Below are 15,570 nucleotides of genomic sequence, written 5' to 3'. Positions count from 1 at the left end.
TCATGGATTTTGAACTTCCTATTTTAGCACCTTCAATTTTAGCGGCCGACTTTAGCAAGCTTGGCGAAGAGATCGAAAAATGTAATAACGCCAATATCCGTTGGATACACTGTGATATTATGGATGGGCATTTTGTACCCAACATCAGCTACGGGCCAGACATTGTAGAAGCTGCCGGGCGCTCGACCGATGCCTTCCTGGATGTACACCTGATGATTGAAAACCCGGATCAATATATAGAAGCTTTTGTAGAGGCAGGAGCTAATCATATTACCGTGCACCAAGAAGCATGCCCCCATTTGCACCGCACCGTTCAGAACATCCACTCTCATGATATTACAGCAGGTATAGCTATAAATCCCGGTACTTCATTAAGCACTATCACACCTATATTAGAAGATATCGATATGGTACTTCTTATGAGTGTAAATCCTGGATTTGGCGGCCAGTCTTTCATTCCATCTACCTACCAACGACTTCAGCAGTTGGTTCAAATACGTGAACAAACAAGCACTAACTTTGTTATAGAGGTTGACGGTGGAGTAAAACCACACAACATCCAAAAAGTAGCCCAGGCAGGGGCTGAAATTCTAGTTGCCGGCAGTGCTGTTTTTAAAGCTGATGATGTACAAAAACGTATCGCTACTCTTCAAAATAAGGCCCGCCTTGGTAAAGGAACTGTTGCATAAACAAATAAATAACACCTACAAAATTATCATTCAATTTCCTTATTTTAAGGGTTCAGTTTTAACTAAATTATCATTTTTCTATCGCAGACCAATCAACAATTAGTAACGCGACGTACAGCATTGAGGATGTAGAACCGGTTATCATTTTGGGATTTCATGATGAACATCTCAAAAAACTGGATAAAGCCTATCCCGATACCAAGATTACGGCACGCGGCGGAAGTATCAAAATTAACGGCCCCGAAAGTGATCGCAAAGAGCTTATCGAGATCTTGAATGAGCTCGTTAATATGGCTAAACGAAATAACGACCTTACCGAAGATGATGTTGACACCGTACTGGCTCTAAAGCACAGCGATCGAGAAGACCAGAAACCCAACCCCCTTCGTGATAGCCGAATCTCGGGAGATTTTATCCTTAATACCCACGATGGTGAACCTATCACGGCCAAAACACCGGGCCAAAAAGATATTGTTGAGGCATCTGCAACCAATGATATCGTCTTTACTATCGGGCCTGCGGGTACAGGAAAAACGTATACCTCTGTTGCTCTTGCGGTTCGAGCCCTTAAACAGCAGAAGGTTAAGAAAATTATTTTAGCACGGCCGGCAGTCGAAGCAGGAGAAACGCTTGGTTTTTTACCGGGTGACCTGCGTGAAAAAATCGATCCCTACCTGCGCCCCCTTTATGATGCGCTGGAAGATATGATCGAGTATGACCGGTTAGAACTGTACTTGGCAAAAAATATTATTGAAATAGCTCCTCTGGCTTATATGCGTGGACGTACCCTCAATAATGCATTTGTCATTTTGGATGAGGCACAAAATGCCACCAATATGCAGATGAAGATGTTTTTAACGCGTATTGGTTTTAACAGTCGGGCCATCATTACCGGGGATATCACCCAAACCGACTTGCCTCGAAAAAAACAGTCGGGATTAATTTCCATACAAAAGATTCTTAAAGATATTGAAGGAATCTCCTTTGTTTACCTCGATGAGGATGACGTTGTTCGCCACAAACTGGTACGCGAAATCATTGAGGCCTACGACAGGCATGAAAGTAAAAATAGGAAATAAACAATAAGTAACCTGTAGAGCTCTCCCGGCCTCAGCAACCTTTCACTTCGTTTTATTTAGCAGTATGAGTACTAAAACAATATCCGCCCATGCACTTTATGAAGGCACCTTCAGTGTGGGATTAGATAAAAAATTTAATCGAATCAATCGTGATGATCCCCCGGCCAAAGGGGCACTGAAAATTTCTCTTAATCCGTTCATTATACAATCAGGCAACAAAAATATCCTGTTTGATGTTGGTATCGGCGACTTTGGAGAAGACACCAGTACCGAAACCTTAAAAAAGAATCTTGAAGAATATAACCTCACCGAATACGATATCACTGACATTTTTGCCAGTCATCTCCACTATGATCATATAGGGGGATTGGTAGAGCGCTCTTCCGGATTTTGGGAACTCACCTTCCCCGATGCCAAGCTGTGGGTTTCTGAAAATGGCTGGCAAAAAATAATGACCCAAGATGAATATTACGACGAGGAAAAAACTGCTTTTATTCATTTTTTAGATGCTAAAGCAGATATTCACTTTTTAGATGATGATGAGCAACCATATCCCGAAATATCAGTCGAAAAAATTGGGGGGCATACCGAATTCTCGCAAGTGTTACTTTTTGATGACGGTACTCAAAAATATATGATGGCCGGCGATGTACTTGCAACGCGTGGAGAGGTGAACCGAAAATTTGCCGCAAAATATGATTTTGATGCCCAACAAAGCATGCGGGCCCGTAAGGAGTTGCTTAAACGAGCTTATGAAGAACAATACATACTAATGGGATACCATGATTCACACCATCCCCTTTTTAAGCTCACCGACTATGATGAACAACAGGGATACAAAATCGAAGCAATATAACTTATGTCACTACCCGAATTTACTGAACCCATCGTCAACTACTTGCAAAAAAAAGCCCCGGCTAAACTGGAAGCAGCCGTTATCCTGGGATCAGGTCTTGGAGGCTTTGCCGATGAAATCCAAAATCCACAGATTATACCATACAGTGATATACCGGGAATGCCCCACTCTTCTGTAAAGGGCCATGCCGGTGAACTTATTCTTGGTGAGATAAATGGAAAGCAGATGATGGCCTTTTCGGGTCGTTTCCACCACTACGAAGGTTTTTCATTTGAAGAAACAGCTACACCGGTCTATATCGCACATGCTTTGGGGGCTCAAAAACTGATTATCTCGAATGCAGCCGGTGCTATCAATACCTCCTTTTCAGTGGGAGACCTGATGGTAATTGAAGGTGTTATTCGAAATAACCTTTCCATATCTCCCCGCGGTTATTCCAGGCACCGCTATCTACATCACAAATGGGTAGATAAAGTACGGAGCCTCGCTGCTGACTTAGAGCTTGTAACCCAACAGGGTACCTATATGTACGTGACCGGCCCCAACTATGAGACCAAAGCAGAAATCCGATCATTCCGTAAAATGGGTGCTGATGCGGTGGGCATGTCCACGGCTCCCGAACTCTTTGAAGCTGCCCGGCTTGAGCTAAAGTCAGTCGCTATTTCTCTTATCAGCAACATGGCTTCGGGCGTCACAAAGGGTAAACTGAACCATGATGAAGTAAAAGCAGCTGCAGACTCCCGGAAAGAAGATTTTGCCAAGCTGGTTTCCACACTGATAGAGCAGTTATAGGATCTTCCTACCCTGAAGCAACTGGCTGATGTATGAAGGTTGCTCTTTAGTTGCTACGCGAACTTACTCCAAGAGATTACTTTTATTGCGCCAGCTCAATGGGGCATTCTTACCCTGCTTATATGATTCACCGGACGACAACCCCAGTCGCCCGACGAAAGATAGGAGCTCATCCGAAATAACAAAAAATTGTTGGGCCTGCTCCTGATATTCTTACCGATCCTATAATTCTAAAGCTTGTTGACTACCCCGGTTACCGTAACGTTGTAGGTACTCATCCAGCTTTACCTTTCGTCGCGTACTTTTACTAGTCATATATCGAACCTTCCCATAGATCGGACGTTCCTGCCATGCCCGATCGAATCGACCAAATATCCAGAAAATACCCGAATAACTATTGGGATCCCGTCCGTCTATTGCATATCGATTGTTTAGCTCAATCAGGTACACCAGGGCTGTCTCTGGGTTGGGCGTCCACTCGAGTACCTTTTTACCCCATAACATACGCAGATAATTATGAATAATTCCCTCTTCTCGTAGCTGTGTTTGGGCTGCATTCCAGAGCTCATCATGAGTCTTCGACTGGGCGAACTCCTCCAGATCATAAATATACTCTCGCGGATCATCTTTATGTTTCTCAAGCGTTTTAAGAGCCCAGCCGGGCAGCGATTCATATTGATCATAGTCGGGCTCATGATGGGCAAAGTGGAACCCAACTTCCCGCCAGGTAATTACCTCATCCAGGAAACCATCCACATTCGGATCTCCATTAAAGAATCCCCCCGTAGAACCTTTGTTAAATGTAATATCGTCCAGGCTCCATCCCTTGGGTTGATGTTCCAAGACTGCTTTTACGATTTCATACTCCGATATTTTTCCGAAATGAAGCCACGGACTCATGCCACTGGTCTTTTCTTCATCGGGATCATTCCGCTTTTCATCATACACCTTCAATCCATTTTGCACAAATTGATCTAATCGATTCAATGCTGCCTCTCGGCTACCCTCAAGGTCAATTTTTCCTACCTCATGGTTGATATCCAGTGAATTAATAAAACCAGTGGGATTATCCAGATGTGAATAAGCTCTAGGATATTTCTCCAAAAAATCCGAAGAAAGTGTTATATCATTTTCATTCTCAAGATCATGCAGTGGATTCTTCTTGGGACCATGCTTATAGCAGGTAATGAAATTCCGTTGCATAATCTTTCTAAAGAAATATGCGTTATAGGGTGCCTTATCAGTAAGCCCAAACGGGATCAATCCATTGCTATCAACTGTTATGAATGGGATATCGAACTTGGGGGCAACCTGCTCATTATGCTCACGAATAATAAAGACGGGAAATTCATCCGTAATAACAGCACAGGCATCATCCGCCAAAGTATACAGCAGCCCACTCCCTGCCCCTGGTTCATCCTCCAGATAAGAATAATAGTTAAAATCATTATTTTGAGCATATTCCAAATTTTCGGCCATCCCTTCCGTGATAAAATGATGAAAGCGATCGGCCGCCCAGGGATAATCACAGCTAAGCCCTTCATAAATCAACAAAGGCTTATTCAGTTTATTTGCTAATTCTACAGCGTATTCCAAAGCAAAATTATACTGAAATCGTCTGTTTATCTGCATCCAGTACAAAACATAATCCCCATCTTCGTTTAGCTGTTCATCATTACGTTCAAATATTCGCTGCTTGTTAATTCCTTCCATAGATGTTTCTCAGTAATTGAATATTCTTTTACAACTTATCCTGATCTAGCAAACTTCTGTATGAACTATTCTGTTAATTCCTTAATCGAACTGGGCCACCCAGATAGGTTTAATTGATCGTGCAGAATAAAAACAGCTTTATTAAAATCATTAATATCAACAGATAGAATTTCTTGCTGTATTTTATCCCCAAAATAAGCCTGCGACATTATTGCTGTTTAAAAGTCAGTTGATTATTTATTCAATGTAATAGGTTTTATGATTTATTAGTTCCCAACAACAAATATTATGGCAAATACGATTATCGGAGTAATGGGTCCCGGTGAAGGGGCAACACAGCAAAACATTTCTGATGCAACAGAATTAGGCAAATTGATCGCAGAAAAGGAATGGGTTCTGCTTACAGGCGGGCGCAATGTTGGGGTTATGAATGCCGCATCAAAAGGGGCACAACAAGCCGGCGGACTGATAGTTGGCATTCTTCCTTCAGAGAACCGAGATAACAGCTCGCCCTATGTTGACATCCCAATATGCACCGGTATGGGCGGAGCACGGAATAATATTAACGTCCTTTCATCTGATGTGGTTGTAGCCTGCGGTATGGGAGCAGGAACAACCACAGAAATAATGCTGGCTATCAAAGCCCAAAAACCCCTGTTGCTGTTAAACGCTAAACAATCACTGATGGAATACCTTGAGGTTTTGCCTTATCCCAGCCCCAAGCAGGCGACATCGCCGGCACAGTTAATTTCATTCATCACTCCAATTTTATGAAGCAATTTGAGAACAACCAATATACTACTATATTAGTACTACTAATACTAAATAAATAGTACTAATATTATGCGTGTTATTATCATTGGCTTCATACTGCTTTGTTCAAGCTATTGTGTTACAGCACAACCTATAACCGATACCTTTACACAAGCTAAGCAAGAGGGTATCTCTTTTACAGAGCTTGATAGTTTATATCCCAGTGCCGCACATGCCCATCCCACAAAAGGAGTATTTAACAAAGATCAAGCATCATTTCTCAAAAAGTATCGAACTATGATGCAGGAGTTCGGGCAATTTCTTAATGAAAATAACTTCCAGTGGGGCAACCGAACATCTTTTTTCCAGCGGATCTATTTTGACAAAAACGGTAGTATAGACTATTATTTTGTAAACTTAGATCAAACTCACTTTTCTGATAAAAAAAGGAAACAGTTTTTAAAATTACTGCATGCATTCAGCGAAAAATACCAGTTCCCAATGCAAGCAGAATCAAACTTTGCACAATGTGCTCCAATTACTTTTGTTGACCCAAAGAGCACAGAACAAAAATCTAATAGATAGATATCATGAAAAAGTCACTTACTCCTTTAGGAGAAACAGAAATGGAAGTTCTGCACCATGTTTGGGATTTAGGAGAGGCTACCGTAAAGCAGGTACGAAAGCGAATTCTTGAAAGCCGAGAAGTCGCATATACCACTATTATGACCGTTATGAAAAACCTGGCAGAAAAAGGATATCTCAAGTACCGTAAGGATGGTGTTACCTATGTCTACAGCCCGGCTCAGGAACCGGAATCAGTGCAATCAAGCCTTATCAAAGATTTGATGACTAAAGTATTTAAAGGGTCGCCCAAACAGCTTATTCAAACCCTGGTAAAAAGTGACGACATGAATGCGAAGGATCTTGAAGAAATCAAACACATGATTGACAATATGGAGGATGAGGTATGACCAAGGTATACAGCTTTCTATATTCATTTGGCGACCAAATGCTAGACTACGTTTGGTTTCCACTTTTGATATGGACCGTATTAGCTATTCCTTTCACTCTTCTTCTTAAATGGACAGAAAAGATCTCACCGGTTTATCAGTACCACTGCAGAATAGGCCTTCAACTTACTCTGCCGCTGGGTATCATAGGAGCAGCACTTGCCCCATTTTTTACCAGTACTTCTGCCGCAACCCAATCGATGGCATTCATCGTAGTAAAAAATCCCCTGCCCTCAGTTTCAGCGCCTTCATCCAGTTCAGCTGCCTTTACTTTTTCTGATCCTATGTTGTGGGTTGGACTGATGAGTGTAATTACAATTCTCGGTGCACTTTTTTTCTTGGCAAAAATGCTATTCCAACTTTTGCAGCTGAAAAAGATGGAACTGACCCACCATTTTCGCCCTCTATACCAATGTCGAGAATTGGTGAGCAATTTGCCCAAGATTGATAAACATGCTGCAAATACCCTTATCGCTTATTCTAAAGAAGCTACCATTCCATATACTTATGGATGGCGTAATACTAAAATTGTGATTCCGGCCGATCTTAAATCTGATTCTGATGCCCTTTGCATGGCCGTGCAACATGAGCTTATGCATATCAAGCACAACGATTTTCTGTTTAATACCATTAATATATTTGTCAGGTCTTTATTTTGGTTCCATCCCTTGCTTCACTACTTATACAACTCCAGTGAAGAATACCGGGAAATAACTTGTGATAACGAAGTACTTGCACAAAACACATTTTCTAAAAAACAGTATGCTTCTCTGCTCTATGAGCTGGCTCAAAGGGAATATCGGACCCAATTGGCAATGAGTATGGCAGTAAATCCATCTTCTCTTAAAAAGCGAATTAAGATTCTGTCTGACAACACCAACTTCACCTCTAAATTAAGAACCAGTTTTTTAATAGCATTAACCTCTGCTGTCTTCATCGTACTTGCCATTTCTTGTACGGATATGACCGACGGGGGTATTACTAAACCTGAGGTAAACCAAGCACAGGATGAAATGCAGAAGCCCCCTAAACCGGCCTCTCCCCTTTATGTGATTAATGGAGAACAATGGACCGACAAAAATAAAATTAAAAATGAACTTGCAGGACTAAAGACAAAGTACATCAAATCGATTGATGTATTAAAAGGAGATAAAGCCAAAGAAAAATATGGCAAGGCAGGAGAATCCGGTGTCATAGAAATTCAGATAAATAATCCTGATAAAGCTTTTACAGATCTAAAAGATAAAAATTCAGTTGAGCCTCCTCCTAAGAAAAAAGATCACTTTGTAGCTGTTGAAAAAATGCCTGAGCTGATCGGCGGGCTGGCCAGTTTACAAAAGAAAATAGATTATCCCGAAATGGCTCGAAAAGCAGGCATAGAGGGGCGTGTAATTGTACAGTTTATCGTAAACGAACAGGGACAAGTTGAAAACCCACAAGTGATTAGAGGTATTGGCGGAGGCGCAGACAAAGAAGCCTTACGCGTAATCAAACAAGCCAAGTTTAAGCCGGGTACACAACAAGACCAAAAGGTTCGGGTGCAATATTCATTGCCCATTACATTTAGGCTGCAAACATCAGACTAGGAACAACCAATTGATTAGTCAACTTATTTCGCAATAAATTGTAAAGACTGGCTTTTTTTAAAACTATTTGAAGGCGGAGCTTCATAGGTTCCGCTTTTTTTATTTTATTACGAAAGAAATTGACGGCAGAAATATACATTTGGACATATAGGCGTGAAAAAAACAGCAGCATATGGAGTCCATGTTTTAACTGCTTTAGGTGCAGCACTTGGATTATGGGCTATAATTCTTACTTATGATGGTTTTTACCAAGAAGCCATCTGGGTTTTAGCTATTTCAGCAATAGTTGACTCAGTGGACGGGGCATTGGCACGTCTTACGCAGACTAAAGAATATGCTCCAAAAATTGATGGTGCATTAATGGACAACATCATTGATTTCCTAACCTGGACCATTGCTCCGCTTTTATGGATTTATGCAACTATGGATTTACCGGTTTGGGTATTAGTTATTTGTGCTACTGCCAGTATTTTTGGCTTTTCTAATACCAAAGCTAAAACCGATGATCATTTCTTCCTGGGCTTTCCTTCTTATTGGAACATCGTGGTATTTTATATCTACTTACTTGAATTACCGGCAGAATTTGCTTCTGCTATTTTAATATTGTTCGCACTTGTTACTTTTTTACCTGTTAAATTTATTTATCCAACCCGCACAAAATTTCTGCGCCCATTGACAATTATACTGGGTCTCTTATTTCTGTTGCAGCTTATTGCCCTAATGTACTACTTTGATGATTCATCCATTTTTCTAATTCACAGTTCATTTATTTTCCCCTTCTACTACTTTGGGCTCTCTTTTTATTTAAATTTAAGAAAGCCTGTAACATCTGAGTAATATTCCCGTAAAAAACGACAAGCATAACAAGATAAATCTAAGAAATATCCTCTATGGGAGCTCGATTAAAAAAATCACGGACCGACCGGATGATTACTGGTGTTTGCGGAGGTATCGCCGAATACCTTGGATGGGACCCCACCATTGTTAGAATGATTTTTGTAATCTGTTCTTTTTTTAGCTGGGGAAGTCCGATACTTTTATACTTTATCCTGGCCCTGGTAATGCCAGACTAAACAAGCTGACCTTTCTTAAATTCCATTTTGAAAGTTGATCCCAATTTCATAAATATTTGCATATCGAAAGTGCATTAAATTATCAGATCATGAAAATTGGGATTGTTGGACCTGCGGATCGTGCAATGGCTTGGGAAAGCCATCTTCGCCCCCACAAGTCCGTTTCCGAAGTTATCATCACATCTAAACTAAAAGATATTGGAAATGTTGATGCCTGCCTGCTTCTTGATGATAGTGATAAACGACTGGCCCACCTGCTCGAAGCTGTAAAACAAGGATACCACTGCTTTTTAGTTTCTCCCTTGCCAACCGATCGGCAAAAAATTCAAAAAATCTATCATGCAGCTGAAGAATCTAATGTATTGCTACAATTTTCTCACTGGCCAACATTGGCCCCAGCCTCTAAATGGATGAGTAAAAAGGTTGCAAAACCTTCTTTAATTCAAATTATACGAGAAATTAACCACTCAGAATTCTACGACTCGGATCATGATTTTTCGCACTACTGGATTAATGAGCTTGCCTTTTGCATGCGCTGGATTAATGGGGCTGTCCACCATATCGATTTGAAAACTGTCTCATTCAGCGGAGACCATCTGTATATGTTACACCTTTTCCTTCGTTTCAACAGTGGTGCAACAGCAAATATATATATAAATGCCGCTTCGACTGAATACAATCATCATCGGGTAGCTGCGGATAAGAACTATATGCTCGACTGTAATGTCCGGGAGCAAAAAGTGCGTCTCGCCGAGCAAAAGAATAATCAGAAACGCCTGTATGTGAACAGGCAAACCTTTGATGCTTCAAAATCGGCTGAACTAGCCAGTATGGAATTTTTAAAATCGATACAACTCAATCGGGCCACGATCTATAATGGTTATCACTTGGTAGAACTCACTAAAACGATTGAAAAAGTTAAAAAAAGGTTGGCAAGAACTTAGCCTTTTTTATTTTTCATCATTTTAAAAAAGCCTTTCAACTTTTCGCGTGGAGCCATTTTATCGAGAAAGTTAAACTGCCCTGCAGCCAGACGCTCTCCCCCATCAATAACTACACATTCCCCGGTCATATACGAAGCCATATCACTCATCAGGAAGGTCGCTAAATTAGCAAGTTCCTCCTTCTCTCCATACCTGTTAGCCGGAATTTTAGAAAGAAACTTCTCTTCAAAATCTTCATCAGGCACTAATCTTGACCAGGCCCCTTTTGTGGGAAACGGCCCCGGAGCAATAGCATTTAGTCGAATACCATAAGTCGCCCATTCGTATGCCAGCGATCGGGTCATCGCTAATACCCCGGCTTTACCACAAGCAGAAGGCAATACAAAGGCCGATCCGGTTGACTCTGAATAGGTAGTCACCATATTTAAGATGTTACCCTCTTGCTCCTGCTCAATTAAGTAATTGCCAAAAACGTGTGTGCAGTTAAAAGATCCGTGCAGTACAATATCTACCACAGCTTTAAAACCACCGGGTGACAGATCTTCCGATGCAGATAAAAAGTTACCTGCTGCGTTATTTACAAGGCCGGTCATAGTACCAAAGTCAGAGACGATTTCATCGACCATCTCTTTTATACGATCATAATCACGGACATCGGCTGTATAATACTTCACTTCTGCAGATTCATATCCCGTTTTCGCAATATCTTCTACAGCATTTATTAACTTCTCTTCGGTACGGCCGCAAATAGCAATATTGCTGCCCAATGAGGCAAACTTTTTAGCCATGGCCAATCCTAAGCCACTACCACCACCGGTTATCAAAATTGTTTGGTCTTTTAGGGTATCATCTGTAAACATAACATCTCTTTAAATTAAAAGAAGTTGATCATTTCGAGTGCAAACAAGAAATCTTTATTCAAAACAAAGATCTCTCCCTTCAGTCGAGATGACAATAAAATAGCATTGTAAATTAATTCACATTCTCAAAAATGCCTGCTGCGCCCATTCCTCCCCCGACACACATGGTAACCATGCCGAACTGTTTGTCAAGGCGTTGAAGGTCATGCAAGATCTGTGTAGTCAGCTTTGCTCCCGTACACCCAAGGGGATGTCCCATAGCAATAGCGCCGCCATTAATATTGACGATCTCCTCATCAAGTCCCAACTCACGAATTACCGCTACCGATTGGGCTGCAAAAGCTTCATTTAATTCTACCAAGTCAATATCATTCAAATCCATGCCTGTTTGCTTCAGCACTTTGGGCACGGCCTCAACGGGACCAATTCCCATAATTTCGGGAGGAACGCCGGCTACAGAAAATCCATGATACTTTGCAATGGGTTGCAGTCCCAGCTCATCAGCTTTTTCTTGGCTCATCACCATTACAGCAGCTGCAGCATCATTCATCTGCGAAGAGTTCCCTGCAGTAACGGTACCGCCTTGTTTAAAGGCCGGGTTAAGTTTCGCCAATATCTCTTTCGAGGTATCGCGCCGCGGACCTTCATCTTGTTCAAATAAGAACTCATTTTCCTCCACTTCTCCACCAGCGGTAACTTTCTTTTCTTTCACTTTAATCGGAGTAATCTGCTCATCAAAGTACTCCTCCTCCCATGCTTCTATTGCACGCTGGTGACTACGGTAGGCAAAGGCATCTTGAGCATCGCGACCAACCTCATATTTTTCGGCAACATTCTCGGCTGTTAATCCCATGTTGATATAGATCTCGGGATAGTTATCCACTAAGTCGGGATTTGGTTCCACAACATAGCCGCCCATAGGTACCAGCGACATCGATTCTACCCCACCGGCAATGATCACATCTGCCGCGCCGGTCATAATGCGTTCAGCCGCCTGGGCTATCGTTTGCAAGCCGGAGGAACAAAACCGGTTCATGGTAGCAGCAGGTACCGAAGGTGGTAAGCCCCCTAAAGCAGCACACTGTCGAGCAATATTGAGCCCCTGTGCAGCCTCGGGAAACGCGCATCCCAAAATCACATCATCAACCATTTCGGGTTGCAAGTTAGGAGCCTTCTGCAATAATGATTTTATCACTTCTCCGCCGAGGGTATCCGGGGGTGTAAAACGAAGTGATCCTTTATTAGCCTTTCCTGTTGGTGTTCTCGTTGCCGCAACTATAACTGCATTTTTCATAGTAGTCGAAAGTAGTAAGTTGTAAGTAAAAAGTGATAAGTAAAGTTACTTTAGTTACGCATTTAAACTTTTTCTTAAAGAATAAATCATTTTCTGTATTTCAATCAGTTTATCTGAGATTTTTTCAAAATCAACACCATTCAAAAACTGCAAGTTCTGTGAAATAGTAAGCTGAGTTTCCAATTCATAACAAGACCCCATCGAAATATTTAAAAAATGGCTGAATTCCTTCTTTGATCCTCTTCCAGCCCCTTCTGCAATATTTGAACTTATTGAAATAGCACTTCTCCTCATTTGACTTGTGAGTCCATATGTTTCAGTCTTGGGAAAGTTTTCCGTTATCTGATATACATAAGTCGCCAATTCGACAGCCTTATCCCAAACATCTAAATTTCTAAAATTATTCATGATTAATAGCCTTTTAATTAAAGTGGTTACTTACAAGTAAGACTGCTAAACACTTGGCAACTTACAAACTTTTCCACTTTTGACCTTCGACTATTAACTAGTTTCTTAATGGCTTTCCTTTCTTTAACATATGTTCAATTCTAGCTTGGGTACGTTCATCTTCAAGCAATTTTAAAAACGCTTCTCTCTCCAATCGCAACAGATAATCTTCGGGTACCTCTTGCGGCTCACTGAGATCGCCCCCACTCATAATATAAGCTATATCATCAGCTACCACCTTATCATAATCAGTAATAAAGTTGGCTTCATGCATAATATATAGCATCAGTCGTAGCGAACTTAGTGCACGTTTACCAAGTACTTTAAGCTGTGGTTTTGCCGGGGGATGATAACCCGCATCGACCATCCGTCGGGCCTCTGCCTTGGCATTGGCGATCAGCAGATCACGATTCATTACAATTTCATCGGAGTCGCGCAAGTACTTTAACGTTTTTGCCTTGGGTGCTCCATCCGAAACTTCCGCCATACCAATAGTCTTAAACACCTCTTTGACATTCGGCATGGGATCAACCTGCTCATCTTCCATAACCTGTTCCATGGCTCGAGCTAGCATTTCTGTCGTTCCTCCCCCTGCCGGCAACAGTCCTACTCCCACTTCTACCAATCCGGCATATAATTCATGGTGGGCCAGAACCTTATCCGAATAAAGGATAAACTCCACGCCGCCGCCGAGACATCGCCCAAAGGGAGCAGCAATAACCGGGAATGGACGATAGCGCAGCCCTACTGCTACATCCTGGAAATTCTTAACTGCTTCTTTAACCCGTTCCTTATCACCCTGCTGCCAAGCTCCCATTGCTTCCATCAGGTTGGCCCCATAGGTAAAGTTATCTCCGTCGTGACTAATTACGAGAGCATCGAACTGCTCCTCTACAATATCACAGGCTTTATCAAGTGATTGGACCAGTTCAAAGCCCAGGGTGTATTTGTGGGTTCGAAATTCGAAGAGGGCCACGCCATCGCCCAGATCATACAAGCCGGCACTGTCATTCCCCATAACTTCTTTGCCATCAGCTTTGAGTGAGGATACGGTGACAGCTCCTTCTGCAGGCGGACTCAAAGATTCCACATCGCCAGTAGCCAAGTTATAAACGGTACCTTCTTCATAGTCATAAAACTTCTTTCTTCCACTCTCGAGCATATCTAAGACCGTCTCCGGTACTTCCAGCCCTTCATCTTGCATGCGTTCTACAGACTCCGCTACCCCAATAGCATCCCAGCGTTCAAAGGGGCCGAGTTCCCAGTTGAATCCCCACTTCATAGCACGATCAATAGCTTCAACTGAGTCCGTTATTTCCGGGATGCGGTTCGCTGCATATAACAACAGGTCGCAATGAATGTCCCACAAAAAGTCACCCACTTCATCATCCTGATTAACCAAAAAACGGAGTCGTTCTTCGGAACTGCCATACTTTTCTTTAGCCTCAGATGCACTCTCAAACTCCGGGGAAATTTGCGATTCATATTCGCCGGTATCCGGGTTAATTACCTTATATTCCTTCTCGGAATCGGTACGCACCTTTTTATAAAACCCTTCCCCTGCCTTATTTCCATGCTTCCCATCTTCTACCATCTGCTCAAACGCTTTGGGGAGATCAAAGACCTCGCGCCGTTCATCATCCGGAATAACCGGGTACAGGTTCGTAGCCACATGATGGATTACATCCAATCCCGACATATCGGCCGTACGAAAAGTAGCTGCCTTGGAATAGCCCGTGAGCGTACCCAGCAGATAGTCGATCTCTTCGGCTCTGAATGATCCATTAAAAAAGTGTGGCATTATGCTGGCCATCGAAAAGATGCCGATGCGGTTGGCAATAAAATTGGGAGTATCTTTACACTGTACTACCCCTTTACCCAGCTCTTTCTCACAGAACCGGCTCATATATTCGGTTACAGCCTCAGAAGTTGAATCTGTAGGAATCACTTCTAAAAGCTTCATATATCGGGGCGGGTTAAAAAAGTGCGTCCCCAAAAAGTGATCCTTAAAATCCTCAGAAAGATCTTCGCTAATTTTTCCGATCGGCAATCCCGAGGTATTCGAACTGACAATAGTGCCCGGCGTTCGCACCTCTTCGATATCAGCCATCAAATTCTTCTTGATATCCATCTTTTCAATGATGGCTTCACATACCCAGTCAACCTCTGCCAACAGGTCCAGATCATCAGTAAAATTACCCACTTTTATGCGATCTGCATATTCGGGCTTTCCCAGCGGCGAGGGGTTCATCTCTTTTAGCCTCTTGACATTATCAATAACCTGTTGGTTGGGATTATCACTCTCCTCATCTTTGAGATCAAGCAACCAAACCTGCAATCCTGCGTTCACACAATGAGCCGCAATTTGGCTGCCCATCGTTCCTGAGCCCAAAACTGCAACTTTCTGAATAGCATATTTTGATGTAGACATATCTTTATAATTAAATTCTTGTTGGTACTAATAATTGAAA

General features: G+C 42.1%; 16 protein-coding genes. 11 read left to right on the top strand and 5 right to left on the bottom strand.

Going from position 1 to position 15,570, the window contains the following annotated elements:
• Positions 1 to 2 precede the first annotated feature (2 nt).
• The 4 genes from rpe to G3569_RS09210 all read left to right on the top strand — a co-directional run bounded on the left by rpe (position 3) and on the right by G3569_RS09210 (position 3,416).
• Positions 3 to 689: a ribulose-phosphate 3-epimerase gene (rpe, locus tag G3569_RS09225; protein ID WP_165268356.1), complete on the top strand. Its 687-nt coding sequence runs from the start codon at positions 3 to 5 to the stop codon at positions 687 to 689.
• A gap of 98 nt (positions 690 to 787) precedes the next feature.
• Positions 788 to 1,768, top strand: coding sequence for a PhoH family protein (locus tag G3569_RS09220; protein ID WP_434084075.1), 981 nt, complete (start codon positions 788 to 790; stop codon positions 1,766 to 1,768).
• Between the two features lie 64 nt (positions 1,769 to 1,832).
• Positions 1,833 to 2,624: an MBL fold metallo-hydrolase gene (locus tag G3569_RS09215; protein ID WP_165268354.1), complete on the top strand. Its 792-nt coding sequence runs from the start codon at positions 1,833 to 1,835 to the stop codon at positions 2,622 to 2,624.
• Positions 2,625 to 2,627: 3 nt separating this feature from the next.
• The gene (locus tag G3569_RS09210) at positions 2,628 to 3,416 is read left to right on the top strand and encodes a purine-nucleoside phosphorylase (protein WP_165268352.1); all 789 of its coding nucleotides are present in this window, start codon (positions 2,628 to 2,630) and stop codon (positions 3,414 to 3,416) included.
• A 222-nt stretch (positions 3,417 to 3,638) separates the two neighbouring features.
• Here G3569_RS09210 and G3569_RS09205 read toward each other — a convergent pair whose 3' ends face one another.
• Positions 3,639 to 5,129, bottom strand: coding sequence for a hypothetical protein (locus G3569_RS09205; protein WP_165268350.1), 1,491 nt, complete (start codon positions 5,127 to 5,129; stop codon positions 3,639 to 3,641).
• Between the two features lie 288 nt (positions 5,130 to 5,417).
• Between G3569_RS09205 and G3569_RS09200 the strand changes: the two genes are divergently transcribed.
• The 7 genes from G3569_RS09200 to G3569_RS09170 all read left to right on the top strand — a co-directional run bounded on the left by G3569_RS09200 (position 5,418) and on the right by G3569_RS09170 (position 10,498).
• A complete protein-coding gene (locus G3569_RS09200) occupies positions 5,418 to 5,903 on the top strand; it encodes a TIGR00725 family protein (RefSeq protein WP_165268348.1) in 486 nt (161 codons plus the stop codon).
• Between the two features lie 69 nt (positions 5,904 to 5,972).
• Positions 5,973 to 6,467: a hypothetical protein gene (locus G3569_RS09195; RefSeq protein ID WP_165268346.1), complete on the top strand. Its 495-nt coding sequence runs from the start codon at positions 5,973 to 5,975 to the stop codon at positions 6,465 to 6,467.
• Between the two features lie 5 nt (positions 6,468 to 6,472).
• Complete coding sequence (locus tag G3569_RS09190; protein WP_205720112.1) at positions 6,473 to 6,856, top strand: BlaI/MecI/CopY family transcriptional regulator; 384 nt, start codon at positions 6,473 to 6,475, stop codon at positions 6,854 to 6,856.
• Positions 6,853 to 8,481 carry a M56 family metallopeptidase gene (locus tag G3569_RS09185; protein WP_165268344.1) on the top strand — a complete coding sequence of 543 codons (1,629 nt, stop codon included), beginning with the start codon at positions 6,853 to 6,855 and terminating at the stop codon, positions 8,479 to 8,481. Before G3569_RS09190 ends, G3569_RS09185 begins: the two co-directional genes overlap by 4 nt.
• Positions 8,482 to 8,634: 153 nt before the next feature.
• Positions 8,635 to 9,318 carry a CDP-alcohol phosphatidyltransferase family protein gene (locus G3569_RS09180; protein WP_165268342.1) on the top strand — a complete coding sequence of 228 codons (684 nt, stop codon included), beginning with the start codon at positions 8,635 to 8,637 and terminating at the stop codon, positions 9,316 to 9,318.
• 53 nt (positions 9,319 to 9,371) lie between these two features.
• On the top strand, positions 9,372 to 9,554 hold the full coding sequence (locus tag G3569_RS09175) for a PspC domain-containing protein (RefSeq protein ID WP_165268340.1): 183 nt from the start codon (positions 9,372 to 9,374) through the stop codon (positions 9,552 to 9,554).
• Positions 9,555 to 9,643: 89 nt separating this feature from the next.
• The gene (locus tag G3569_RS09170; RefSeq protein WP_165268338.1) at positions 9,644 to 10,498 is read left to right on the top strand and encodes a Gfo/Idh/MocA family oxidoreductase; all 855 of its coding nucleotides are present in this window, start codon (positions 9,644 to 9,646) and stop codon (positions 10,496 to 10,498) included.
• Here G3569_RS09170 and G3569_RS09165 read toward each other — a convergent pair.
• From G3569_RS09165 to G3569_RS09150, 4 genes are all read right to left on the bottom strand, one after another.
• Complete coding sequence (locus G3569_RS09165; RefSeq protein ID WP_165268336.1) at positions 10,495 to 11,358, bottom strand: SDR family oxidoreductase; 864 nt, start codon at positions 11,356 to 11,358, stop codon at positions 10,495 to 10,497. The genes G3569_RS09170 and G3569_RS09165 overlap by 4 nt on opposite strands.
• 112 nt (positions 11,359 to 11,470) lie before the next feature.
• Positions 11,471 to 12,652, bottom strand: coding sequence for an acetyl-CoA C-acyltransferase (locus G3569_RS09160; protein WP_165268334.1), 1,182 nt, complete (start codon positions 12,650 to 12,652; stop codon positions 11,471 to 11,473).
• Positions 12,653 to 12,706: 54 nt separating this feature from the next.
• The gene (locus G3569_RS09155; protein ID WP_165268332.1) at positions 12,707 to 13,060 is read right to left on the bottom strand and encodes a four helix bundle protein; all 354 of its coding nucleotides are present in this window, start codon (positions 13,058 to 13,060) and stop codon (positions 12,707 to 12,709) included.
• 97 nt (positions 13,061 to 13,157) lie between these two features.
• Complete coding sequence (locus tag G3569_RS09150; protein ID WP_165268330.1) at positions 13,158 to 15,530, bottom strand: 3-hydroxyacyl-CoA dehydrogenase/enoyl-CoA hydratase family protein; 2,373 nt, start codon at positions 15,528 to 15,530, stop codon at positions 13,158 to 13,160.
• Positions 15,531 to 15,570 lie beyond the last annotated feature (40 nt).

The sequence above is a fragment of the Fodinibius halophilus genome, assembly GCF_011059105.1.
Classification (GTDB): domain Bacteria; phylum Bacteroidota; class Rhodothermia; order Balneolales; family Balneolaceae; genus Fodinibius; species Fodinibius halophilus.
This window is presented reverse-complemented; position numbering and strand designations above follow the sequence as displayed.